The sequence below is a fragment of the Pseudomonas sp. PAMC 29040 genome (genome assembly GCF_003994535.1).
GTDB lineage: Bacteria > Pseudomonadota > Gammaproteobacteria > Pseudomonadales > Pseudomonadaceae > Aquipseudomonas > Aquipseudomonas paraversuta.
This window is the reverse complement of the sequence record NZ_RZAA01000002.1, coordinates 54644-76568: the sequence shown is the minus strand read 5'-3', so window position 1 is coordinate 76568 and position 21925 is coordinate 54644. Positions and strand designations below refer to the sequence as shown.

Sequence of the window (21925 nt, the reverse complement as noted above, 5' to 3'; positions counted from 1 at the left end):
CACACAGCGTGTTTGCCCGCCAGTAAACATTAGATCAAGGCTTTGCCAAGACGCACAAAAGTCGGTTTAACCACGCGAACCGGATACCACTTACCACGAATTTCGACCTCGGCACGATCGGCCGTTGCCACTGGAACCCGTGCCAAAGCAATCGATTTGCTCAGCGTAGGAGAGAAACTACCACTGGTTATCTCTCCTTCGCCAACATCAGCGATACGAACCACCTGATGAGCCCGCAGGACACCCCGCTCTTCGAGTACCAGACCCACCAGTTTGAGCTTCACTCCGCTGGCCTTTTCGGCCTCCAGCGCTTCGCGGCCAATGAATTTTCGCGAGGACGGTTCCCACGCGATGGTCCAGGCCATGTTGGCGGAAAGTGGCGAGACAGACAGATGAATATCCTGTCCGTAGAGATTCATGCCGGCTTCAAGACGCAAGGTATCGCGAGCGCCCAGGCCAATAGGCGAGATACCGGCGCCCACCAGGTCGTTAAAGAAAGCCGGTGCCTGATCGGCCGGAAGCAGAATTTCCAGACCGTCTTCGCCGGTATAGCCGGTGCGCGCGATAAACCAGTCACCACAGCTCTGCCCTTCGAAGGGCTTGAGTTGCTGGATCAACTGGCTGCGGGCCTGATTCACCAGCTCGGCCACCTTATGCCGGGCCTGAGGTCCCTGAATTGCCAGCAAAGCCAGTTCGGAACGCTCGTGCAGCTCAACGGCATAGCCTTGAGCCTGAGCCGCCATCCAGGCCAGATCCTGATCACGGGTAGCGGCGTTGACAATAAGCCGATAGCCCTCGGGCATGAGGTAGACAATCATGTCGTCGACCACACCGCCCTGCTCATTGAGCATGGCGCTGTAAAGAGCACGGCCGGGCGTGTTCAGACGTTCGACATCGTTGGCCAATAAATGCTGGAGCCATTCCTTGGCCTGATTACCGGTGACGTCAATCACGGTCATATGCGAGACATCAAAAACTCCACAGTCGCGGCGCACCTCATGGTGTTCCTCGACTTGCGAGCCGTAATGCAAGGGCATATCCCAACCGCCAAAATCGACCATCTTCGCGCCAAGGGCGAGATGCAGGTCATACAGAGGCGTACGCTGTCCCATGGGTTTCTCCTTCCGGGCTTGGCGAAGGTGCGGACAGGCTTGTTTTGGGCCCCAGCCCTCTTAAAGAGGGCTTGATGCGTTTAACAGAGAACCTGGCCTGACAGACAGACCGCACCGAATGCCGCGCATTGTATCCACATGGGGAGGGACTGGCACCTAACCGATTCGATGTGCCGAGCGACGGATCAGCCCGATGACCGGCAATAAACCGACCAGCACCAACGTCAGCGCCGGTAACGAGGCCCGCGCCCACTCACCTTCACTGGTCATCTCAAAGATCCGAACCGCCAGCGTGTCCCACCCGAACGGGCGCATCAGCAAGGTAGCAGGCATCTCTTTGAGCACATCGACAAATACCAGCAGCGCAGCACTCAGGGTGCCCGGCAGCAATAACGGCAGATACACTTTGATAAACAGTCGCGGGCCACTCACTCCCAGACTGCGGGCCGCTTCCGGCAAAGAAGGCCGGATGCGCGCCAGGCTGTTTTCCAGCGGGCCGTAAGCCACAGCAATAAAGCGCACCAGATATGCCAGCAGCAAGGCCGACAGGCTGCCCAGCAAGAGCGGCTTGCCTGCTCCTCCGAGCCAGCCTGATACCGGGATCACCAGTTCACGATCCAGATAGCTGAAAGCCAGCATGATCGATACCGCCAGCACCGATCCCGGCAATGCATAGCCCAGGTTCGCCAGACTGACCCCGGCGCGGATAGCCGGAGTGGGCGCCTGTCGTCGGGCAAACGCCAGCACCAGCGCCACGCTGACGGTGATCAGGGCGGCCATGGCGCCCAGATACAGGGTGTGCAGAATCAGGCCGGTATAACGCTCATCAAGATCAAAGCGTCCGCGCTGCCAGAACCACACCACCAATTGCAGCATCGGGATCACGAAAGCGCAGGCGAACACCAGCAAGCACCAGCTGCTGGCCAGCCACGCCTTGGCCCCCCGCAAGTGATACAAGGCCTTGGCCCGGGGCCGCTCGTTACTGGCGCGGCTGGCACCCCGGGCCCGGCGTTCGCCATAGAGCACGAGCATCACCACCAGCAGCAGCAAACTGGCCAGTTGCGCAGCGGTGGACAGGCTGAAAAAGCCGTACCAGGTTTTGTAGATGGCCGTGGTAAAGGTGTCGAAGTTGAACACCGACACGGCGCCGAAATCGGCCAGGGTCTCCATCAGTGCCAGCGCCACCCCCGCACCAATTGCCGGGCGTGCCATTGGCAGTGCCACACGCCAGAACGCCTGCCACGGACTCTGGCCCAACACCCGGGCCGCTTCCATCAGGCCTTTGCCCTGAGCGAGAAATGCGCTGCGCGCCAACAAGTAAACGTAGGGGTAGAACACCAGAATCAGCACGATAATCACGCCGCCGGTGGAGCGCACCCTTGGCAGCCGCAGGCCCATGCCGAACCATTCCCGCAGCAGGGTTTGCACCGGACCGGCAAAGTCCAGCAGGCCGACAAAAACAAATGCCAGCACATAGGCAGGAATCGCGAACGGCAGCATCAGCGCCCAGTCCAGCCAGCGCCTGCCGGGGAACTCGCACAGGCTGGTTAACCACGCCAGGCTCACGCCCAGCAGCGTCACGCCTATGCCGACCCCCACAATCAGGGTGAGGGTATTGCCCAGCAGGCGCGGCATCTGCGTATCCCACAGGTGGCTCCAGATCTGTGCATCAATGCTTTGCCAGGACAACAGCAGAACGCTCAGCGGCAACAGCACCAGAGCGGCAATGACAAAAACCAGTGGATACCAGCGACGTTGGGCAGGATGGGCCACGAAAAACTCTCGGAAGTTGTTTGGAAGTACCGATAACAAATATGGGAGCGGGCATGCTGGCGATAGCCTCAGCCCGGTCTCCTACAGAAACCACGCTGATGCTATCGCGGGCAAGCCCGCTCCCACAGGTAAAACTTCAGTTTTTTATCAGTTCCAGCCAGCACGATCCATCATGCGGATAGCTTCTGCCTGGCGCTTGCCTGCGACTTCAACCGGCAGTTCATCGGCCTTGAAGTTACCCCAGCTGGCCACTTCGGCTGAAGGTGCAACAGTCGGGTTGGCCGGGAATTCCTGGTTGGTCCCGGCAAAAATCGCCTGGGCTTCAGGGGTGGTCATCCACTCCACCAACGCCTTGGCCGCTTCAGGATGCGGAGCGTATTTGGTCAGGCCAATACCCGACAGGTTGACGTGAACGCCGCGGTCAGCCTGGTTCGGCCAGAACAGTTTCACCGCCAGATCCGGCTTCTGCTTGTGCAGGCGGCCATAGTAGTAAGTGTTGACGATGCCGACGTCGCACTGCCCGGCGTTGATCGCCTCCAGCACTGCGATGTCATCCGAGAACACATCGGTAGACAGGTTATTCACCCAGCCCTTGAGGATTTCTTCAGTTTTCTGCGGGCCATTCACTTCGATCATGGTGGCGGTCAGCGACTGGTTATAAACCTTCTTGGCGGTGCGCAGGCACAGGCGGCCTTCCCACTTTTTGTCCGCCAGGGCTTCGTAAGTCGACAGTTCTTCAGGTTTGACCCGGTCAGAGGCGTAGGCAATGGTTCGCGCACGCAAACTCAAGCCTGTCCACTCGTGGGAGGAAGAGCGGTATTGAGGCGGGATATTTTTATCGATCACGTCAGATTTGAGCGGCTGCAAAATGCCCATTTGCTCGGCCTGCCACAGGTTGCCGGCATCCACAGTCAGCAACAGGTCAGCAGTAGCGTTCTGCCCTTCGGCCTTGATGCGCTGCATCAGCGGCGCTTCCTTGTCGGTGATGAACTTGACCTTGACTCCGGTTTTGGCGGTGTATGCGTCAAATACCGGCTTGATCAGCTCGTCGATGCGCGAGGAGTAGACCACCACTTCATCGGCAGCAAAGGCGCTGCTCCCGAAAATAGTAAGGGCCAGGGCAGTCAGTAGACGCTTGGGTACCAACATGGAGGGCGGTCTCTCTTAATGCGAATCGGGCGTAAATGGTAGTGAATCACATTTGCCATCTCAACCTAACTCGCCCTAGAGCCGTTACCAGATGTTGCAAGAAACGCCTTCTGCAGGTCTCAGGCTTTGGCCAGCGGCGGCAAGTCGCCGGTCAGGCCCAGCGCCTGACGCACAAACAGCGCTTTGGCTTCGGGCATTTGATTGACCCATTTCAATCCGCTGTTACGCAGCAAGCGGGCGGTCAACGAATCTGACTGGAACAGGCGCTCAAAACCTTCCATCGCCGCCATCAACGCCAGGTTGTGCGGCATGCGGCGGCGCTCGAAACGGCTCAGTACCCGCACATCCGCCAGCCGTTCGCCGCGATCCACCCCATGCAACAGCACATCTGCCAGCACCGCTGCATCGAGGAAGCCCAGATTCACCCCCTGCCCGGCCAAGGGGTGGATGGTGTGTGCCGCATCACCGATCAATGCCAGGCCTTCGGCCACATAACGCTTGGCGTGACGCTGGCGCAGAGGCACGCAGACCCGCGGGTCTGCACTCACAACCTTGCCCAGCCGGCCTTCGAAGGCCAGCTCCAGCTCGCGGCAGAATCCCTCGTCATCCAGCGCCATCAGGTGCGCGGCCTGCTCAGGGGTGGTCGACCAGACGATTGAGCACCAATCCTGCTGGCCATCACGCTGCAGTGGCAAAAATGCCAGTGGCCCGTGATCGGTAAAACGCTGCCAGGCGGTCTGCTGATGGGGTTCTGCGCACCGCACGCTGGTGACGATGGCGTGATGCTGGTAATCCCACTCACGGGTCTCACAGCCGGTCAGGCGGCGCACAGCCGAGTTGGCACCGTCGGCGGCAATCACTACCGGTGCCCGCAGGGTGCGTCCATCTGCCAGGGTCAGCAGCCAGTCGTCAGCGGAACGACGCATTTGCTCCAGCCGTGCATTGGCCAGCAGTTGGATATCCGTGGCTTGCAGGCACTCCAGCAGCGCATCCTGGATCACCCGGTTTTCAACGATATGGCCCAGCACCTCGGCATGCACACTGGCCGCCGAGAAGTGGATCTGCCCCGTGCCGCTGCCATCCCACACGTGCATGTGCGAATACGGACTGGCACGCCGCCGGGCAATCCCGTCCCAGGCTCCCAGGCGTTGCAGGATGCGCTGACTGGCGGCCGACAAGGCACTGACCCTGGGTTCAAACGGGGCCTGCGGGCTGAACGGTTTGACATCCAGCGGGCTGCCATCGAGCAGCAGAATTTTCAGTCCGCTGTCCTTGAGCGCCAGTGCCAAAGCACTACCGACCATTCCGGCCCCGACAATCAGCAGATCTGCGCGCATTTCCATGCTTTAAGCCTGTCTCGCTAGCGGCATACGCCGCACTTGAAAAATGGTCCGACACGGGGCATGCCCCGGCCGTCATTATTAACTGTCGGCGCGGGTGCCCAGCCCCATCGCCTGGCGGGCAAACCAGCGTTTGGCCGGCGGCAACAAATCGAGGCCGAGCAAGCCAAGGTTACGCCCCAGCGAGACCAATGGCTGCTCACTGCCGAACACCCGGGTTACCTGGTCCGAGAAGCCAATTGTCAGTTGCTGGTCGAGTTTTTGCCGCTGTTGATAACTCAGCAGCGTGGCAAAATCACCGGGCTTTTTGTCGCTCGCCAACAAGGCGTCGGCCAATGCCTGCGCATCGCGCAAGGACAGGTTGAAACCCTGGCCGGCAATCGGGTGCAGGCTGTGAGCCGCGTTGCCCAGAATAGTCAGGTGCGGGCGTACCTGCTCTTCGGCTTCGACCAGCGAAAGCGGGTACAAATGCCGTGCGCCGACCTGCTTGAGGGTGCCCAGGCGGTAGCCGAATACAGCCTGCAACTCGCTGAGGAAGCTGCGCTCATCCAGTGCCGCCAGGCGCCGGGCATCCATCCCAAGACGGGTCCATACCAGCGCACAACGGTTGTCGGGCAATGGCAGCAAGGCCATCGGACCTTCATCGGTGAAACGCTCGAACGCCATTCCGGCGTGGGGCTGGCTCGGGGTGATGTTGGCAATTAGCGCACTTTGATCGTATGGCCGCTTGCGCACATGAATCCCCAACTGCTCGCGCAAGCCCGAGCGACCGCCATCGGCCAGCACTGCCAGGTCGCAGTCGAGCGTGGTTTCGTCATTGAGCGTCAAGCGGTAGCCATCTTCGAGCGGCTGCATGTGGATAACTTCAGCCGGGCAACGCCAGCTGATCACGTCCGGGTCCAGACTTTTCCACAGGCTTTGGCCGAGCCAGGTGTTTTCGACCACATACCCGAGCGCCGGAACCCCTTCTTCGCTGGACGACAAACGAGCCGTGGAAAAACGCCCGCGATCGGACACGTGAATGTCCTTGATCGGCTCGGCACGCTCGGCAATGGCTTGCCAAAGCCCCATCCGCTCGTAGATTTGCCGCGCACCATAACTAAGCGCCGACGAGCGAGCATCGTAGCTCGGCTGATAACTGTTGCCGGGAGCAAACGGCTCGATCAATACGATTTTCCAGCCCCGGGCCTTGGCCCCGGCCTGCAGCGCCAAGGCAAGACTGGCACCGACCAGTCCGCCACCGATGATCGCCAGACTGACCCGGTTCATACCGCGCCCGCTCGTGCTGCAGCCATCAAGGCTTCGATATCTGCGACGGTTTTCGGCACGTCGCCGGTCAAGACCTCACAGCCCTGTTTGGTGACCACTACGTCGTCCTCAATGCGCACCCCGATGCCGCGCCATTTTTTGGCGACATTCAGATTATTCGGGCTGATGTAGATGCCGGGCTCAACCGTCAGGGTCATGCCGACTTCCAGCACGCGCCATTCACCGCCCACCTTGTATTCACCCACGTCATGCACATCGAGCCCCAGCCAGTGGCCAGCGCGATGCATGTAAAAGGGTTTATAGGCTTCGCTGGCGATCAGTTGATCCACATCGCCCTGCAACAGGCCCAGTTCAACCAGCCCCGCCGTGATCACCTGAACCGTGGCTTCGTGGGCCTGGTTCCAGTGTTTGTCGGGCGCGATCTGGGCAAACGCGGCTTCCTGGGACGCCAGCACCAGTTCGTAAATGGCTTTTTGTTCAGGCGAGTACTTGCCGCCGACCGGGAATGTACGGCTGATATCACTGGCGTAGCAGTCGATCTCACACCCGGCATCGATCAATACCAGGTCGCCATCCTTGAGCAGGGCGTCATTTTCCTGGTAGTGCAGGATGCAGCTGTTATCGCCAGAGGCGACGATCGAGCCATAGGCTGGCATTTTTGCCCCGCTTTTACGGAATTCATAATCCAGTTCGGCCTCGAGGCTGTACTCATGCAAACCGGCACGGCTGGCCTGCATGGCGCGCACATGGGCGCGAGCCGAGATTTGCGCCGCATGGCGCATGACCTTGATCTCTGCCGCCGATTTATACAGGCGCATGTCATGCAGCAGATGATCCAGAGCAACGAATTCGTTGGGCGGCTGAGCACCGAGGTTCGCCTTGGAGCGGATCGTGTTGATCCACTCCATCAGGTTGCGATCAAAATCGGGGTTGCTGCCCATCGCCGAATACACCCGGTCACGGCCTTCAATCAGCCCCGGCAGGATGTCGTCAATGTCAGTGATGGGAAACGCATCGTCTGCGCCGAAGTCGCGGATCGCGCCTTCTTGCCCGGCCCGCAAGCCGTCCCACAGCTCACGCTCGGCATTGCGCTCGCGGCAAAACAGTACGTATTCACCGTGAGCCCGGCCCGGAATCAGGACAATCACCGCCTGGGGCTCTGGAAAGCCGCTCAGATACTGGAAATTGCTCTCCTGGCGGTAAACATGTTCGACATCGCGATTACGAATTGCCACTGGCGCAGCAGGAAGAATCGCAATGCTGTTGGACTCCATCTGCGCCATGAGCGCCTTGCGGCGACGTGTGTATTCCGATTTCGGGATATGGATCATGGGCAGACGGGTTCCCTCTTGACGATCAATCAGTGCAGCGAAGGCTTGGCAGCCGCAGGCTCAGCAGTTTTTTTGGTTTCAGTGAACAGCAACAGCGGCGCGACGCGCAGGTATTCCATCACTTCCATGTAGTCGCTTTCGCCGTCTTCGGATTCTTCCAGGGCATCTTGCACCTGGGAAATGGCCGCCAGATCGTTCAGCACTTCTTTACCTTCAAGACTCAAGGCATTGTCACGGTAGTTCAGGCCGAAACCGGCCAGGAAACCCTGACACCACTCACCCAGGGCGATGGCGCGTTCAGTCAGCGGCGCATCATCGGTAGGCAACAGCAACACGACGGTCATGTCGTCGCCGGTCAGTTCGCCTTTAACCATTTCTTGCAAACCGATCAGGGCATTGCGTACGTTGTCACTGATTTCATTTTCGCTTTGGAACAGCTCTTTGGCATCCGCCAGCCAGCCGTCGTGGTCAAAGCCGGCGCCAGCAGCGCTGCGACCCAACAACAGGCCGTGCAGTTCTGCAGGCGAAACATTATGGCCGCTGGAGGTCAGCAGGGTGGCAAAGGCTTGATACGGGGAATTCTGAATAGGCATGGTCAGCTAGGCGCCAAGCGGCGCTATGTCTAGAATGGAGGCCTTGTATCCTAGCATCGGCAGACGTGCCAGACCATCGAGGCGTCAACTCGTTTGACGGTTACCATCCATCAGAAAATACACAGTAGGACACAATGGAAGACACCGACCTGCATGCACTGATGGCCAGGCTCGAGCTGCTGATCAGCCGCGTCGAGCAACTTAACCGTCAAAACGGACTCTTAGTAGCTCAGGAAAAAACTTGGCGCGAGGAACGCGCGCACCTCATTGAAAAAAACGAAATCGCCCGACACAAGGTGGAATCGATGATTTCGCGCCTCAAAGCCCTGGAGCAAGACTCATGAGTACTAGCAGCAGCGTCACCGTGCACATCCTCGATAAAGAATATTCGATCATGTGCCCCCAGGAAGAACGCACCAATCTGGTGAGTGCCGCCCGCTATCTGGATGGCAAAATGCGGGAAATCCGCAGCAGCGGCAAAGTTATTGGCGCCGACCGTATCGCCGTAATGGCCGCCCTGAATATCACCCACGATCTGTTGCACAGACAGGAAATCGCCGAAGTTCAGCCCAACGGCTCAACTCGCGAACAGGTGCGCGACCTGCTGGAGCGCGTCGATCTGGTGCTCGCCACTGATCCGAACGAACGTCAGAGCTGATTCAAAAGGTTTCTTTGGGGTATACTCGCGCCACTCCCTGGAGTATTCGCCAGTTAGCGATGTCCCTGAGCCGATTCGCACTACCCTGGAGCTTGCACGTTGGACCGGTGTGCATGTCCGCTCGACGGAAAGCCTTAAGGTCTACTGCAACTTCCACCTTGAACTTTCGGGTTCAAGGGCCAAGCCGACAGCGGTACGTCGGGGAGCCTGATTTCCAGCGCAATGCCGGCCATGAGCTGGCATTGCCTTTCACGAGCCAACCGTCCGGTGAACTCGATCTTGAACAGCACCATGACCGAACCTGCGACACGCCCGCAACTTCGACGACTGCTGCGCAAAGCCCGCCGCGAACTTTCGCCCTGCGAGCAACGCCAGGCTGCCCGCGGCCTGTACCGGCAACTGGCGCAACACCCGCTGTTTCGCCGCGCCAGACATATCTCGCTGTACCTGCCCACTGACGGTGAAATCGATCCGCGCCTGCTGCTGCGTGAAGCACAGCGTCGGGGCAAGATTACTTACCTGCCCGTGCTCAGCGCATGGCCACGAACCAAGATGGTGTTTCAGCGCGTTGCACCCGGTGAAAAACTGATCCCCAATCGCTTTCGAATTCTCGAACCCCGAATCAACCGCGCACGCCAGCGCAAGGTCTGGGCACTGGACCTGGTGCTGTTGCCGCTGGTGGGGTTTGATCAAGCCGGGGGACGACTGGGCATGGGCGGCGGTTTTTATGACCGCAGCCTGGCCTATCTGGCCCGTCGCCAAAGATGGCGCAAGCCGACACTGTTGGGGCTGGCCCACGAATGTCAGAAAGTAGAGAGTCTGGCCCAGGCCAGTTGGGATGTGCCGCTACAGGGTACGGTCTCGGACAAGCAGTGGTACGTAGCCCACTGACTGCCAGGGCGTCTCTGTCAAATTGACTGGAAGTGTCTAGCGCTTGAAAGGTTGTACCTGTTGCTGCGCCAGTTCCATCGAGGTGTCGGTCGAAGTTGACCAGAGGCTTTGCGCATAACCCGTTGTAACCACGCCCAAACCGAACAAAATAACCAAAATCCACAGTAAATCCGGTTTGCGTTTCATCGATTGCCCCCCTTCAGGCAAATCAACACGATGACAGCAACGGTTTTTGTTATAGGCCGTGCAGCAGCGTCAAGCTTAAAATCCCGGCATTCTGAGGCAACACGAACTGACACGCAAACGCTGGCGTCAACCGACTGTCGGTTTACAAATATCTTGCCAGACAAAATGACCAGGCAGCATTTGAGGAGCAGTGAAAATGGCCTATTGGTTGATGAAATCCGAGCCCGACGAGTTCTCTATCAAGGATTTGCAGAAGATTGGCGAAGCGCGCTGGGATGGCGTGCGTAACTATCAGGCGCGCAACTTTATACGGAGCATGAGCACCGGCGACGAGTTTTTCTTCTACCATTCCAGCTGCCCCGAGCCTGGGATTGCCGGGGTTGGCCGAATCGTCCAGTCCGCGTATCCGGACCCCACGGCCCTGGACCCCGAAAGCCACTATTTCGACCCCAAGGCCAGCGCCGAAAAAAACCCGTGGAGTGCATTGCAAGTGGCACACGTGCAAACCTTCCCCAGGGTCATCAAGCTCGACTACCTGAAACAACAAAGCGCGCTGGCCGAAATGCCACTGGTACAAAAAGGCAGCCGCCTCTCAGTCATGCCCGTAACTGCCGAGCAATGGGCAGTGGTGCTGGGCCTGCTTTAGTAACACCCGGCTCCCGGGTTGAATCCGCCCCGGCTCCGGCAACATCCTGTATTAGCGTCTAGGCTCTCAACTTCCTTTGACTGGCATCAAGCCTGCGCGGCCTTGAAACAGTCAAACTAGAGCGCTCTGTGACACAGGATGTCGGCATGTCTAAGAATCACCGTCTTTCCCATTACTTCGTTATTCCTTTGGCAATATTGCTGATTGCCGCAGGCGGGTTCGGTTACTGGAAATCCCTGCACGACCGCCTCCCTGAAGGGATCAGCATGGGCAACGGTCGACTCGAGTCCACGGAAGTGCAGATCGCCGCGAAGATTCCGGGCCGCCTGGCCGAGGTTCTGGTCGATGAAGGTGATCACGTGACCAAGGGCCAGTTACTGGCCCGCATGGACACCCGCACCCTTGAAGCCACCCGCGCCCAGGCCCAGGCCGAAGTACAGCGCGCACGTGAGGCCCTGGCGGCCAATGAAGCCAACGTGCAATTGCGCCAAAGCGAAAAACTGCTGGCCAGTCAGGAGCTCAAACGCTTTCGCCAACTGTCCGAACGCGGTTTTGCCAGCGCCCAGCTGCTAGATCAGCAACAGGCAAAATTCAATACCAGCAACTCCGCGGTGGTTGCCGCACAGGCTCAAGTTGCCGCCGCCAAAGCCGCCATCGTGTCCAGCGAAGCGCACGTCGCGCAACTCACCAGTGAAATAGAAGACAGCAGCCTGCGAGCGCCAATCAACGGGGTGATCCAGTTGCGCCTGGCCGAGCCCGGCGAAGTGCTGGGCTCCGGTGGGCGGGTATTCATGCTGATCGACCCGAGCGACCAGTACATGAATCTGTACTTGCCCGCCTCGGTGGTCGGCAAGCTGGCGGTTGGCGCTCAAGCCCGCATCGTGCTCGACGCCCTGCCCGATCAGCCACTGCCGGCAAAAATCTCCTTTGTCGCCGCCAAATCGCAGTTCACCCCCAAAGAAGTCGAAACCCGTGACGAGCGGCAAAAACTGGTGTTCCGGGTCAAGCTGCGCCTGACCGACCCGGCCGCCGTACCTCAAGCAAAACCGGGTATGCCGGGAGCCGGTTATGTTCGGACCAGCGACGTGAACTGGCCGGCTAACCTGCAATGAGCGACCTGGCGCTCAACGCCAGTGGCATCAGCCACAGGTACGGCAAACAACAAGCTCTGCTAGACATTGCCTTCAGCCTGCCAAAAGGCACGCGCTGCGGGCTGATTGGCCCGGATGGCGCGGGCAAGTCGAGCTTGCTGGGGCTGATTGCCGGGGTCAAAAAACTACAGCAAGGCTCACTGCAAGTGCTTGGCGGCCCCATTGACGACCGTCGCCATCGCAACACCCTGTATCCGCTGATTGCCTTTATGCCCCAGGGCCTGGGCGGCAATCTTTATCCGGAATTGTCGATCAGCGAGAACATCCGTTTTTTTGGCACTCTGTTTGGCTTGTCCAGAGATGACTGCGAACAGCGTATGGCGCAGTTGCTCAAAGCTACCGACCTTGAGCGCTTTGCCGAACGCCCCGCAGGCAAGCTGTCCGGCGGGATGAAGCAAAAGCTCGGGCTATGTTGCGCGCTGATCCACGAACCGGACCTGTTGATCCTCGACGAACCCACCACCGGTGTCGACCCGCTGTCACGGCGACGTTTCTGGGAGCTGGTGGATGACGTACGCAGTCAACGCCCACAACTCACATTGCTGGTCGCTACGGCCTACATGGAAGAGGCCGAGCAATTCGAACACTGCCTGATGCTGGATCGCGGCAAGTTGATTGCGGCCGGATTGAGCCGGGAACTGGCAGCCGTCACCACTACCGGCAAGCTGGATGAAGCCTTTACCCACTACCAGGGCGACAGCGCTCATAACAATGAACCGCTGGTGATCCCGCCACGCACCAGCGACAACAGCGACATCGCCATTGAGGCCCACAACCTGACCCTCAAATTCGGCGACTTCACCGCGGTCAACAACGTCAGCTTTGCCATTGGCCGGGGCGAGATTTTCGGCTTTTTGGGCTCTAACGGCTGCGGCAAGACCACCACCATGAAAGTGCTGACCGGCCTGATGCCCGCCACGCAAGGCAGCGCCAGGCTGCTGGGTAATCCGGTTAACGCCAAAGACCTGGCCACCCGCAAGCGCGTAGGTTTCATGTCGCAGAGCTTCTCGCTGTACGGCGAATTGAGCGTACGCCAGAACCTGGTATTGCATGCCCAGCTCTTCGACTTGCCCAAGGCGCAAAGCCAGACCCGGATCGAGGAGCTGATCCAGCGCTTCGACCTCGCAGAGGTTGCCGAGCAACAATCCGGCGAACTGCCATTAGGTCTGCGCCAGCGCTTGTCCCTGGCAGTGGCGGTGTTGCATCGCCCCGAAGTGCTGATCCTCGATGAGCCCACCTCCGGCGTCGACCCCGCCGCGCGGGATGACTTCTGGCGCCTGTTGATCGAACTGTCCCGCGAGCAGGGGGTGACGATCTTTCTGTCCACCCACTTTATGAACGAGGCGCAACGCTGTGACCGGATTTCGCTGATGCACGCAGGCAAGGTACTGGCCTGCGACACCCCGGATGCGCTGCAAAAACAGTTCCACGGCGACACCCTGGAGGCGGCATTTGTCACCTGCCTGGAAGAAGCGCAAAACGATCCGGCCGCCAACGTGGCAACCCAAGCCGAGCCGCCACCGGCAGCTGCCGTGAATGCACCACCGCCACCGGGCAAAACCGGCTTCAGCATGGCCCGGCTGATTGCCGTCGCCAGCCGCGAATCCAAAGAATTACTGCGGGACAAGGTGCGCATGGCGTTCGCCCTGCTGGGCGCGGTGTTCATGATGGTCATTTTTGGCTACGGTATTTCCCTGGATGTGGAAAACCTCGCCTTCGCCGTGTACGACCAGGATCAAAGCCCCCAGAGCCGCGCCTACCTTGAAGCCTTTCGCAGTTCGCGTTATTTCGAGGAGCACGCGCCCATCCAGAGCGCAGACCAATTGCACGAACGCCTGCAGCGTTCCGAAATCAAGATCGCCCTGGAAATCCCGCCGGGCTTCGGTCGTGATCTTTACGCCGGACGCCAGCCCACCGTGGCCGCCTGGCTCGACGGCGGCATGCCGTTTCGGGCCGAAACCAGCCGCAACTATGTCGAAGCCGTACACTCGGCCAACCTTGAGCAACTGGCCGCACAAAGCAGCCTGGCGCAAAACAAGCAGGTAATGGCCAGGCTGGAAACCCGGTTCCGCTATAACCAGGACGTGATCAGCGTGAATGCCATCGGCCCCGGGGTGATGGCGCTGATTCTCGCGTTTATCCCGGCGATGCTCACGGCACTGGGCATCGTGCGGGAAAAAGAACTGGGCTCGATCACCAACTTTTACGCCACGCCGCTGACCCGGCTGGAATTTCTGCTGGGCAAACAGGCTCCCTACCTGGCGGTGAGCCTGGTCAACCTGGCATTGCTGGTGGCGATGAACCGCTGGCTGTTCGGCGTGCCGTTTAAAGGCAGCGGACTCACACTGGCATTGGGCGGACTCTTGTATGTACTGGCCACCACCAGCATGGGCCTGCTGATCTCCGCATTCACCCGCACCCAGATCGCGGCAATCCTGGGCACCATGATCATCACCAGCCTGCCGACCATTCAGTTCTCCGGGCTGATCGTGCCGCGCTCCTCCCTCGACGGATCTGCGGCGCTGATGGGCATGCTGTTCCCGGCCGGACACTTTCTCGACATAGCCGTAGGCACCTTCACCAAAGCCCTGGACCTTCGCCAGCTGTGGCCGCAATGCCTGGCACTGCTGGGGTTCTTTGTCGTGTTCACCGGACTGAGCCTGATCATGCTCAAGAAGCAGGAGGTTTGATGCACAAGCTCTCGCACATCCTGCGCCTGGGTCTTAAAGAACTCACCAGCCTGCGTCACGACAGTGTCTTGCTCCTGTTTTTGCTCTATGCCTTCACCGTAGCTATCTATATGCCAGCGGCCGGCTCGATCATCGGCGTGCATAACGCCAGCGTGGCCATCGTCGATGAAGACCACAGCCAGTTATCGCGCAAACTGGCGGAGTCGCTGCTACCGCCCGAATTCCAGGCACCGCAGGACTTGCCTTACGATCAGCTGGACCAGTCGATGGACAGCGGCCGCTACACCTTTGTGATCAACCTGCCGGCCAACTTCCAGGCCGACTTGCTGGCCGGACGCGAACCGGGCGTACAGGTCAACGTTGATGCCACGGCCATGAGCCAGGCATTTATGGGGGCGGGGTATATCGGCCGGATCTTCCAGCGCGAACTGCTCAACTACACCGGGCAGGCCGATGCCGCGGCCAATACGCCGGCGCTGCTCAGCAGCCGCGCGTTGTTCAACCCCAACCTGGAGGGCGGCTGGTTTCTGGCGGTGATCCAGATCGTCAACAACATCACCATCCTGGCCATCGTCCTGACCGGCACTGCGCTGCTGCGCGAGCGTGAACACGGCACCCTCGACCACCTGCTGGTCCTGCCACTGACGGCACTGGAAATCATGCTCGCAAAAATCTGGAGCAACATGCTGGTGGTGGTGCTGTGTACCTGGATATCGCTGGAAGTCGTGGTGAAATGGGCCCTCGGCGTGCCGCTGGCGGGGTCGTTGACCCTGTTTTTACTGGTAACGGCACTTTACCTGTTTGCCAGTACCGCACTGGGAATCTTCCTCGCGACCCTGGCCCGCTCAACGCCGCAGTTCGGTTTGCTGGCGATCCCGGTGATCATTCCGATGCTCCTGCTATCGGGCGGGAGCACCCCGCTGGACAGCATGCCCGAGTGGTTGCAATGGGTGATGCAGTGCTCGCCCTCAACGCACTTTGTGAGCCTGAGTGCGGCGATATTGTTTCGCGATGCGGGGGTAGAAGTGGTGTGGCCGGACCTGTTGGCACTGACCACTATTGGCCTGGTATTTTTCGCCATTGCCCTTGCGCGGTTTCGCAAGAGCCTGGCGTCTTAGTCATGGGACTGAACACATGCCTGCAGACGCCAGGCCCGGGCACTTACTGAACGATTAAATTGTTAAACAGCAAATCCTCGATCATCGGCTTGCCGGTCTCTTCGAGCATCACCTGCTGAATCTGTTTCAAGGCCTCCTGGCGCAGCTTCTCCTTGGCTTCAACACTGCCCAGGCTTTCGCTGGTCTGCTGGGTAAACAAACCCACCAACTGATTACGAATCAACGGATCATTGGCTTTCACCGCCTTGGCCGCCTCGGCTCCGGACACGCGCAACGAAATGTCCGCCTTGTACACCTTGAGCCTGGAACTGCCATCGAGCCCGTAGTTACCCACGAACGGCGGGTTCAGGGTGACATAGCTGACCTTGGCCGCGCCCTCTTCGGCTTCTTCTGCAAGCGCCACCATCGGCCAGGACAGGGCCAGCATCAATACAATCCACGCTTTCACAATTCGCTCCTTGGTACGGGTTGAAGAAGCAGCCGGGGCTGCTTGCACATCTATTTCTGGTTATCGGCCAGTTAGCGCAAAGCCGTAGGGCTCCGATCCTGGCGTGAGACAGATCCGAATAAACGGACAGACCTGCCCTTTAATTTTTTATCCACAGCCCGTTTCTCCAGGCCTGTGGACAGTTTGACCCGTTGCGTCTGCCAAGCGGGCTGTGGAAGGTTTCACCCCCGGGCAACAGGTTCACAAATGAAAGTGCTCTATGGGATTTTTCCTATAACAGCAGAAAGTAAGGCCTGTCATTTTCAGTAACGAAAATGTAACGTTCGCGCTCGCTGATATAACAAGAAATTTGGAGCTCTTGAATGTTTGCTTTCTTTCGACCTGCCGCACACCAGGCGCCCCTGCCTGAAGAAAAAATCGACAGTACTTATCGACGTCTGCGCTGGCAGATTTTCGCGGGTATTTTCTTTGGCTACGCGGGTTATTACCTGCTGCGCAAAAACTTCTCGCTGGCCATGCCGTACCTGATTGACGAGGGTTACACCCGGGGTCAACTGGGTCTGGCCATGTCCGCGATTGCCATCGCTTATGGTTTGTCCAAGTTCCTCATGGGGCTGGTGTCCGACCGCTCCAACCCGCGCTTCTTCCTGCCCTTCGGCCTGCTGATTTCAGCAGGCGTGATGTTCATTTTCGGTTTCGCACCCTGGGCCACCTCCAGCGTCACCATGATGTTCATTTTGCTGTTTATCAACGGCTGGGCCCAGGGCATGGGCTGGCCGCCAAGCGGTAGGACCATGGTTCACTGGTGGTCGCAGAAAGAACGCGGCGGTGTAGTGTCAGTCTGGAATGTGGCGCACAACGTTGGCGGAGGCTTGATCGGGCCGCTGTTTTTGCTGGGTATGGCCTGGTTCAACGACTGGCACGCGGCATTCTATGTACCGGCTACCGTTGCCCTGCTGGTCGCGCTGTTTGCGTTTATCACCATGCGCGACACCCCACAGTCCGTGGGCTTGCCACCGATCGAGCAATACAAGAATGATTACCCGGCCGGTTACGACTCCAGCCACGAAGACGAATTCAGCGCCAAAGAAATTTTCGTCAAATACGTGCTGCGTAACAAAATGCTGTGGTACATCGCCCTGGCTAACGTGTTCGTTTATTTGCTGCGCTACGGCGTCCTGGACTGGGCTCCGACTTACCTCAAGGAAGCCAAGCACTTCACCGTGGACACCACTTCGTGGGCGTACTTCTTCTATGAGTGGGCAGGTATTCCGGGCACGCTGCTGTGCGGCTGGATGTCAGACAAGATCTTCCGCGGCAATCGCGGCCTGACCGGCATTGTGTTCATGTCGCTGGTGACCGTCGCCACGCTGGTTTACTGGCTCAACCCGCCGGGTAACCCGAGCATTGACATGATCGCGCTGTTCTCCATCGGCTTCCTGATTTACGGCCCGGTGATGCTGATCGGCTTGCAGGCCCTGGAACTGGCGCCGAAGAAAGCAGCCGGTACTGCCGCAGGCTTTACCGGGCTGTTCGGCTACCTGGGCGGTTCGGTGGCAGCCAGTGCGGCCATGGGCTATCTGGTTGACCACTTCGGCTGGGATGGCGGCTTTGTACTGCTGATCAGCGCATGCCTGTTGGCGATTGCGTTCATGATCCCGACCCTGCGCCACAAGAATGTCGCCAGTGCCGAGCGGGCAACCGACGCTTAAGACAACGACATGCAACGCTTGAGCCGCGCCTCCAGATTCAGATCTGGCATGGCGTGGCTACGCAGGGCGCTTACGGTCTGCTCGACATAATCGCGAGTAGTGCCGTAACGCCCGTTGGCGTTGGCCAGTACCTGGCTGAGTACACCGTCCGACAGGTTGCCCGCATAGCTGGGTAGATGTCGCTCCAGCACAAACCCCAATGCCTGCACCTGACTGCCATCCTCCAGCCGGCAAGTGAGCCAGTGCGGCCGATAAGACGGCACCGGCATTTCACGCAGCCACAGGGCATAGAGCGAGGCATCGAGGTTGTCTTCAGGCAGCCGATAGGCAAAACCGCTGCACGAACCGCCCCGGTCCAGACCAAACACCAGCCCCGGCCATTGCGGCGTGCCACGATGTTCGTGGGACCACAGATACAGCCCGCGATGATAGCCATGCACCCGCCCGCGCTTGCGTTCGACCGCCGAACACTCGGGGCGCCAGATCAGTGAGCCATAGGCGAATAACCAGACGGGGCCGCCTTGATGACAGGCCATGGTGGCTTGCAAGGATTGCTGAAGTTGTTCTGGGGTCAACGGCGCCCCAAGATCGAGTCGCGGAGGGTAATCCGGGTTTAAACACACAGATTCAATAACAGTCATAACTAAGGCTTTTGGATCCTGCTCGCATTACATGATGTAAACGAAAGTAACGACCTGAATGGTATAGCACTAAAAAGCAAATGACTTGCAGGTCCGGACCTGTGGCAACCTAGAAAAACCGGCCTGGCTTATTACACTTGTGTAAGGCGCAGGTTCAGGTAACTGGCACCACAGATCTCTATAGTGTTGCGCCCCAATATAATGACAGAGGCCACCCTATGAGAAAGTCAGGAATCTGTTGCCTGTTTATGTTGGCTCATGCCAGCTTTGCGCTGGCCCAGGATGACACGCAGCAAAAAGACAAAGACTTCTGGTACGTGCAGACCAGTGTCTATACCAGACACTTTTCGCCAGACCCCGAGCACAATAACAATCAGGATCTGATCGGCCTGGAATATAACGACGCTTCAGGCTGGCTTGCGGGCGGAGCAACTTTTCGCAATTCATTTAGCCAGCGCTCTTATTACGCCTATGCCGGCAAACGCTTTGACAGTGAAAACTACCCGGTCTATTTGAAGCTGACCGGTGGCTTGCTGGAAGGCTATCACGGCGAGTATCAGGACAAGATCCCGCTCAATCGCTTCGGAGTTGCGCCGGTGATTATCCCCTCGGTCGGGGCCTATTACGGGCCCGTGGCGGCCGAGCTGGTGTTGCTCGGTTTCAATGCCGCCATGATCACCGCCGGACTGCGGATCTAAGGCTTAAAAACCTGCAGGAGCGAGCTGTTGGAAGCTCGCTCCTGCACAGATTTCAAGGGCGCGGGCAGTAGGCAAATACATCCGCGCGCATCTGGTGCGGGTCCATCCCGGCATTGACCAGTGCATCGAGGGTTCCATAGATCATCGCCGGGGAACCGCTGGCATAGACATGCACCGCCTTCAGATCGCTGATGTCTTCACACACGGCTTCATGCAACAGACCACAGCGGCCCTCCCAGCCACACAGGTCACTGACGACCTTGTGCAGGAACAGGTTGGGAATCTTCTGCCAGGCGTCCCATTCCTCCAGGGTGTAGAAGTCTTCAGGGCGACGCACCCCCCAATACAAGTGCACCGGGTGCTGGAAGCCCTTCTCACGGCAATGCTCGATCAGGCTGTGCATTTGCGCCATGCCGGTACCGGCTGCGATCAGGACCAGCGGGCCGTCCGGCAACTCGGACAGGTGCGTGTCGCCAAACGGCAGCTCAAGGCGGACCATCCTGTTGCGCTGCAACTGCTCGATCAGGCTGCGGGCGCTGTCTTCGCGCACCAGTACGTGCAGCTCAAGATCACGCCCGGAGTGCGGGGCACTGGCCAGGGAAAAAGCCGATTTCTCGCCATTTTCCCGCTCCAGCATCACGTACTGTCCTGCGTGATAACGCGGCGGTTTGCCCGCCGGCGCACGCAAACGTACGCGCCAGACATCGCCGCCCATATCGACACATTCAATCAACTGACACGCCAGGCTACGCACCGGTAACTCTCCCAACGCAAGCACCCCGTCCCACAACACCACGCAGTCTTCAAGCGGCGCTGCCAGGCAGGTATAAAATTCGCCGTGATCGCGGACTTCTCCCGCCTGCTCCACCTGGCCTTCAACCAGCAAGGCCGCACAGACATGACAATTACCATTGCGGCAACTTTGCGGGCATTCATAGCCCAGGCGTTGCGCCGCATTCAGAATCCGCTCTCCAGGCAAAGTTTCCAGCACCGCGCCTGAAGGCTGCAAGGTTACACGCATCAATCTATTCCTAATTGATTCCAGATGTCATCGATCCGGCGTGTGACCGCCTCATCCTTGACGATGACCCGACCCCATTCACGGGTGGTCTCACCCGGCCATTTGTTGGTTGCATCCAGCCCCATTTTCGAACCCAGACCGGAAACCGGCGAAGCGAAATCGAGGTAATCGATTGGAGTGTTGTCGATCATTACCGTGTCACGCTTGGGATCCATGCGCGTGGTAATGGCCCAGATCACGTCATTCCAGTCCCGGGCATTGATATCGTCGTCTGTCACGATGACGAACTTGGTGTACATGAACTGGCGCAAGAACGACCACACACCCAGCATGACGCGCTTGGCGTGGCCCGGATATTGTTTCTTCATGGTCACAATGGCCATGCGGTACGAACAACCCTCTGGCGGCAGATAGAAATCGGTGATTTCCGGGAACTGCTTTTGCAGAATCGGCACGAACACTTCATTGAGCGCCACACCTAAAATCGCTGGCTCATCCGGTGGCCGGCCAGTGTAGGTGCTGTGGTAGATCGGTTTGATCCGATGGGTGATGCGTTCAACGGTGAACACCGGGAAGCTGTCGACTTCGTTGTAGTAGCCGGTGTGGTCGCCGTAAGGACCTTCGGGGGCCATCTCGCCAGGGTGGATCACGCCTTCAAGGATGATTTCGGCAGTGGCAGGCACTTGCAGATCATTGCCACGGCACTTCACCAGCTCGGTGCGATTGCCCCGCAGCAAGCCTGCAAAGGCGTACTCGGACAGGCTGTCAGGCACCGGCGTTACGGCACCGAGGATGGTCGCCGGGTCTGCACCCAGGGCCACCGCTACCGGGAACGGCTGACCCGGGTGTTTCTCGCACCAGTCACGATAGTCCAGCGCGCCGCCACGATGGCTCAGCCAGCGCATGATGACTTTGTTGCGGCCAATCACCTGCTGGCGATAAATACCCAGATTTTGACGGTCCTTGTTCGGACCCTTGGTCACGGTCAGGCCCCAGGTAATCAGCGGCGCCACGTCGCCCGGCCAGCAATGCTGAACCGGCAGCATGGCAAGGTCGACATCGTCACCTTCAATGACCACTTCCTGACACACCGCGTCCTTGACGACTTTCGGGGCCATGGCAATGATCTTGCGAAAGATAGGGAGCTTGGACCACGCGTCTTTCAGACCTTTAGGCGGCTCAGGCTCTTTGAGGAAGGCCAGCAGCTTGCCAATTTCACGCAACTCGCTGACCGACTCGGCCCCCATGCCCATGGCCACGCGCTCAGGCGTGCCAAACAGGTTGCCGAGTACCGGGATCGTATGTCCTGTCGGGTTTTCGAATAGCAGCGCCGGGCCCTTGGCCCGCAGCGTGCGGTCGCAGATTTCTGTCATCTCCAGCACAGGAGACACGGGAATCTGGATGCGTTTCAACTCTCCGCGCTGCTCTAACTGCTGCACGAAATCCCGAAGATCCTTGAATTTCATTGACGTTGGCACCCTCAAAATAGGCGTACATC

21 protein-coding genes and 1 other RNA gene are annotated in these 21925 nt (G+C 59.0%); 10 read left to right on the top strand and 12 right to left on the bottom strand.

The annotated features are described in order from the left end of the window. Window positions 1–29: 29 nt before the first annotated feature. The 7 genes from gcvT to WG29040_RS03265 all read right to left on the bottom strand — a co-directional run bounded on the left by gcvT (window position 30) and on the right by WG29040_RS03265 (window position 8567). Entirely contained in the window at window positions 30–1112 is a 1083-nt protein-coding gene (gcvT, locus tag WG29040_RS03295) for a glycine cleavage system aminomethyltransferase GcvT (protein WP_010656869.1), read from the bottom strand. Window positions 1113–1268: 156 nt separating this feature from the next. Then, complete coding sequence (locus WG29040_RS03290) at window positions 1269–2885, bottom strand: iron ABC transporter permease (RefSeq protein ID WP_003438348.1); 1617 nt, start codon at window positions 2883–2885, stop codon at window positions 1269–1271. A gap of 147 nt (window positions 2886–3032) precedes the next feature. Continuing rightward, window positions 3033–4034 carry an extracellular solute-binding protein gene (locus WG29040_RS03285; RefSeq protein WP_127195662.1) on the bottom strand — a complete coding sequence of 334 codons (1002 nt, stop codon included), beginning with the start codon at window positions 4032–4034 and terminating at the stop codon, window positions 3033–3035. Between the two features lie 119 nt (window positions 4035–4153). Continuing rightward, window positions 4154–5371, bottom strand: coding sequence for a 2-octaprenyl-3-methyl-6-methoxy-1,4-benzoquinol hydroxylase (locus tag WG29040_RS03280; RefSeq protein WP_177412925.1), 1218 nt, complete (start codon window positions 5369–5371; stop codon window positions 4154–4156). Between the two features lie 84 nt (window positions 5372–5455). Then, window positions 5456–6643, bottom strand: a complete 1188-nt coding sequence (gene ubiH / locus WG29040_RS03275; RefSeq protein ID WP_010656873.1) for a 2-octaprenyl-6-methoxyphenyl hydroxylase — start codon at window positions 6641–6643, stop codon at window positions 5456–5458. Continuing rightward, entirely contained in the window at window positions 6640–7974 is a 1335-nt protein-coding gene (gene pepP, locus WG29040_RS03270; RefSeq protein WP_127195660.1) for a Xaa-Pro aminopeptidase, read from the bottom strand. The genes ubiH and pepP overlap by 4 nt, the downstream gene beginning before the upstream one ends. 29 nt (window positions 7975–8003) lie before the next feature. Then, on the bottom strand, window positions 8004–8567 hold the full coding sequence (locus WG29040_RS03265; RefSeq protein ID WP_003438334.1) for a YecA family protein: 564 nt from the start codon (window positions 8565–8567) through the stop codon (window positions 8004–8006). 134 nt (window positions 8568–8701) lie between these two features. Here WG29040_RS03265 and WG29040_RS03260 point away from each other — a divergent pair, with 134 nt between their 5' ends. The 4 genes from WG29040_RS03260 to WG29040_RS03245 all read left to right on the top strand — a co-directional run bounded on the left by WG29040_RS03260 (window position 8702) and on the right by WG29040_RS03245 (window position 10116). Further along, complete coding sequence (locus tag WG29040_RS03260) at window positions 8702–8911, top strand: TIGR02449 family protein (RefSeq protein WP_003438332.1); 210 nt, start codon at window positions 8702–8704, stop codon at window positions 8909–8911. Then, window positions 8908–9225 (top strand): cell division protein ZapA, encoded by a 318-nt coding sequence (locus WG29040_RS03255; RefSeq protein ID WP_003438329.1) that lies wholly within the window; start codon window positions 8908–8910, stop codon window positions 9223–9225. The genes WG29040_RS03260 and WG29040_RS03255 overlap by 4 nt, the downstream gene beginning before the upstream one ends. Window positions 9226–9256: 31 nt before the next feature. Then, window positions 9257–9434: non-coding RNA, 6S RNA (ssrS, locus tag WG29040_RS03250), on the top strand. Between the two features lie 82 nt (window positions 9435–9516). Next, the gene (locus WG29040_RS03245; RefSeq protein ID WP_127195659.1) at window positions 9517–10116 is read left to right on the top strand and encodes a 5-formyltetrahydrofolate cyclo-ligase; all 600 of its coding nucleotides are present in this window, start codon (window positions 9517–9519) and stop codon (window positions 10114–10116) included. Window positions 10117–10152: 36 nt separating this feature from the next. On the opposite strand, the gene WG29040_RS03240 is transcribed toward WG29040_RS03245, so the two are convergent. Next, window positions 10153–10302, bottom strand: a complete 150-nt coding sequence (locus WG29040_RS03240) for a hypothetical protein (protein WP_003438323.1) — start codon at window positions 10300–10302, stop codon at window positions 10153–10155. Between the two features lie 196 nt (window positions 10303–10498). On the opposite strand from WG29040_RS03240, the gene WG29040_RS03235 reads away from it, so the two are divergent. From WG29040_RS03235 to WG29040_RS03220, 4 genes are all read left to right on the top strand, one after another. Next, window positions 10499–10948: an EVE domain-containing protein gene (locus WG29040_RS03235; protein WP_003438320.1), complete on the top strand. Its 450-nt coding sequence runs from the start codon at window positions 10499–10501 to the stop codon at window positions 10946–10948. 146 nt (window positions 10949–11094) lie between these two features. Beyond that, window positions 11095–12060 (top strand): HlyD family secretion protein, encoded by a 966-nt coding sequence (locus tag WG29040_RS03230; protein WP_003438317.1) that lies wholly within the window; start codon window positions 11095–11097, stop codon window positions 12058–12060. Beyond that, window positions 12057–14789, top strand: a complete 2733-nt coding sequence (rbbA, locus tag WG29040_RS03225; RefSeq protein ID WP_003438315.1) for a ribosome-associated ATPase/putative transporter RbbA — start codon at window positions 12057–12059, stop codon at window positions 14787–14789. The genes WG29040_RS03230 and rbbA overlap by 4 nt, the downstream gene beginning before the upstream one ends. Beyond that, complete coding sequence (locus WG29040_RS03220) at window positions 14789–15907, top strand: ABC transporter permease (protein WP_010656875.1); 1119 nt, start codon at window positions 14789–14791, stop codon at window positions 15905–15907. Before rbbA ends, WG29040_RS03220 begins: the two co-directional genes overlap by 1 nt. Before the next feature lie 43 nt (window positions 15908–15950). Here the strand turns inward: WG29040_RS03220 and WG29040_RS03215 are convergent, their stop codons facing one another. Further along, a complete protein-coding gene (locus WG29040_RS03215) occupies window positions 15951–16355 on the bottom strand; it encodes a flagellar basal body-associated protein FliL (RefSeq protein WP_003438309.1) in 405 nt (134 codons plus the stop codon). Between the two features lie 362 nt (window positions 16356–16717). On the opposite strand from WG29040_RS03215, the gene glpT reads away from it, so the two are divergent. Continuing rightward, window positions 16718–18067, top strand: a complete 1350-nt coding sequence (gene glpT / locus WG29040_RS03210) for a glycerol-3-phosphate transporter (RefSeq protein WP_003438307.1) — start codon at window positions 16718–16720, stop codon at window positions 18065–18067. Here the strand turns inward: glpT and WG29040_RS03205 are convergent. Then, on the bottom strand, window positions 18064–18708 hold the full coding sequence (locus WG29040_RS03205; protein WP_003438305.1) for a gamma-glutamylcyclotransferase: 645 nt from the start codon (window positions 18706–18708) through the stop codon (window positions 18064–18066). The two genes, glpT and WG29040_RS03205, sit on opposite strands and share 4 nt — an antisense overlap. Window positions 18709–18956: 248 nt before the next feature. On the opposite strand from WG29040_RS03205, the gene WG29040_RS03200 reads away from it, so the two are divergent. Further along, window positions 18957–19406: a hypothetical protein gene (locus WG29040_RS03200; RefSeq protein WP_010656878.1), complete on the top strand. Its 450-nt coding sequence runs from the start codon at window positions 18957–18959 to the stop codon at window positions 19404–19406. 52 nt (window positions 19407–19458) lie between these two features. On the opposite strand, the gene WG29040_RS03195 is transcribed toward WG29040_RS03200, so the two are convergent. Both WG29040_RS03195 and ubiD read right to left on the bottom strand, forming a co-directional pair. Beyond that, window positions 19459–20427 (bottom strand): CDP-6-deoxy-delta-3,4-glucoseen reductase, encoded by a 969-nt coding sequence (locus WG29040_RS03195; protein ID WP_003438302.1) that lies wholly within the window; start codon window positions 20425–20427, stop codon window positions 19459–19461. Further along, window positions 20427–21893 carry a 4-hydroxy-3-polyprenylbenzoate decarboxylase gene (ubiD, locus tag WG29040_RS03190; RefSeq protein ID WP_003438295.1) on the bottom strand — a complete coding sequence of 489 codons (1467 nt, stop codon included), beginning with the start codon at window positions 21891–21893 and terminating at the stop codon, window positions 20427–20429. Before ubiD ends, WG29040_RS03195 begins: the two co-directional genes overlap by 1 nt. Window positions 21894–21925 lie beyond the last annotated feature (32 nt).

Excerpts from the sequence above, each read along its gene's own strand:
- gcvT (WP_010656869.1), bottom strand. The coding sequence starts at position 1,112 with ATGGGACAGCGTACGCCTCTGTATGACCTGCATCTCGCCCTTGGCGCG.
- ubiH (WP_010656873.1), bottom strand. The coding sequence starts at position 6,643 with ATGAACCGGGTCAGTCTGGCGATCATCGGTGGCGGACTGGTCGGTGCC.
- WG29040_RS03260 (WP_003438332.1), top strand. The coding sequence starts at position 8,702 with ATGGAAGACACCGACCTGCATGCACTGATGGCCAGGCTCGAGCTGCTG.
- WG29040_RS03235 (WP_003438320.1), top strand. The coding sequence starts at position 10,499 with ATGGCCTATTGGTTGATGAAATCCGAGCCCGACGAGTTCTCTATCAAG.
- WG29040_RS03195 (WP_003438302.1), bottom strand. The coding sequence starts at position 20,427 with ATGCGTGTAACCTTGCAGCCTTCAGGCGCGGTGCTGGAAACTTTGCCT.
- WG29040_RS03245 (WP_127195659.1), top strand. The coding sequence starts at position 9,517 with ATGACCGAACCTGCGACACGCCCGCAACTTCGACGACTGCTGCGCAAA.
- rbbA (WP_003438315.1), top strand. The coding sequence starts at position 12,057 with ATGAGCGACCTGGCGCTCAACGCCAGTGGCATCAGCCACAGGTACGGC.
- WG29040_RS03220 (WP_010656875.1), top strand. The coding sequence starts at position 14,789 with ATGCACAAGCTCTCGCACATCCTGCGCCTGGGTCTTAAAGAACTCACC.
- WG29040_RS03285 (WP_127195662.1), bottom strand. The coding sequence starts at position 4,034 with ATGTTGGTACCCAAGCGTCTACTGACTGCCCTGGCCCTTACTATTTTC.
- WG29040_RS03205 (WP_003438305.1), bottom strand. The coding sequence starts at position 18,708 with ATGACTGTTATTGAATCTGTGTGTTTAAACCCGGATTACCCTCCGCGA.
- ubiD (WP_003438295.1), bottom strand. The coding sequence starts at position 21,893 with ATGAAATTCAAGGATCTTCGGGATTTCGTGCAGCAGTTAGAGCAGCGC.
- WG29040_RS03240 (WP_003438323.1), bottom strand. The coding sequence starts at position 10,302 with ATGAAACGCAAACCGGATTTACTGTGGATTTTGGTTATTTTGTTCGGT.
- glpT (WP_003438307.1), top strand. The coding sequence starts at position 16,718 with ATGTTTGCTTTCTTTCGACCTGCCGCACACCAGGCGCCCCTGCCTGAA.
- WG29040_RS03280 (WP_177412925.1), bottom strand. The coding sequence starts at position 5,371 with ATGCGCGCAGATCTGCTGATTGTCGGGGCCGGAATGGTCGGTAGTGCT.
- WG29040_RS03255 (WP_003438329.1), top strand. The coding sequence starts at position 8,908 with ATGAGTACTAGCAGCAGCGTCACCGTGCACATCCTCGATAAAGAATAT.
- WG29040_RS03230 (WP_003438317.1), top strand. The coding sequence starts at position 11,095 with ATGTCTAAGAATCACCGTCTTTCCCATTACTTCGTTATTCCTTTGGCA.
- WG29040_RS03200 (WP_010656878.1), top strand. The coding sequence starts at position 18,957 with ATGTTGGCTCATGCCAGCTTTGCGCTGGCCCAGGATGACACGCAGCAA.
- pepP (WP_127195660.1), bottom strand. The coding sequence starts at position 7,974 with ATGATCCATATCCCGAAATCGGAATACACACGTCGCCGCAAGGCGCTC.
- WG29040_RS03265 (WP_003438334.1), bottom strand. The coding sequence starts at position 8,567 with ATGCCTATTCAGAATTCCCCGTATCAAGCCTTTGCCACCCTGCTGACC.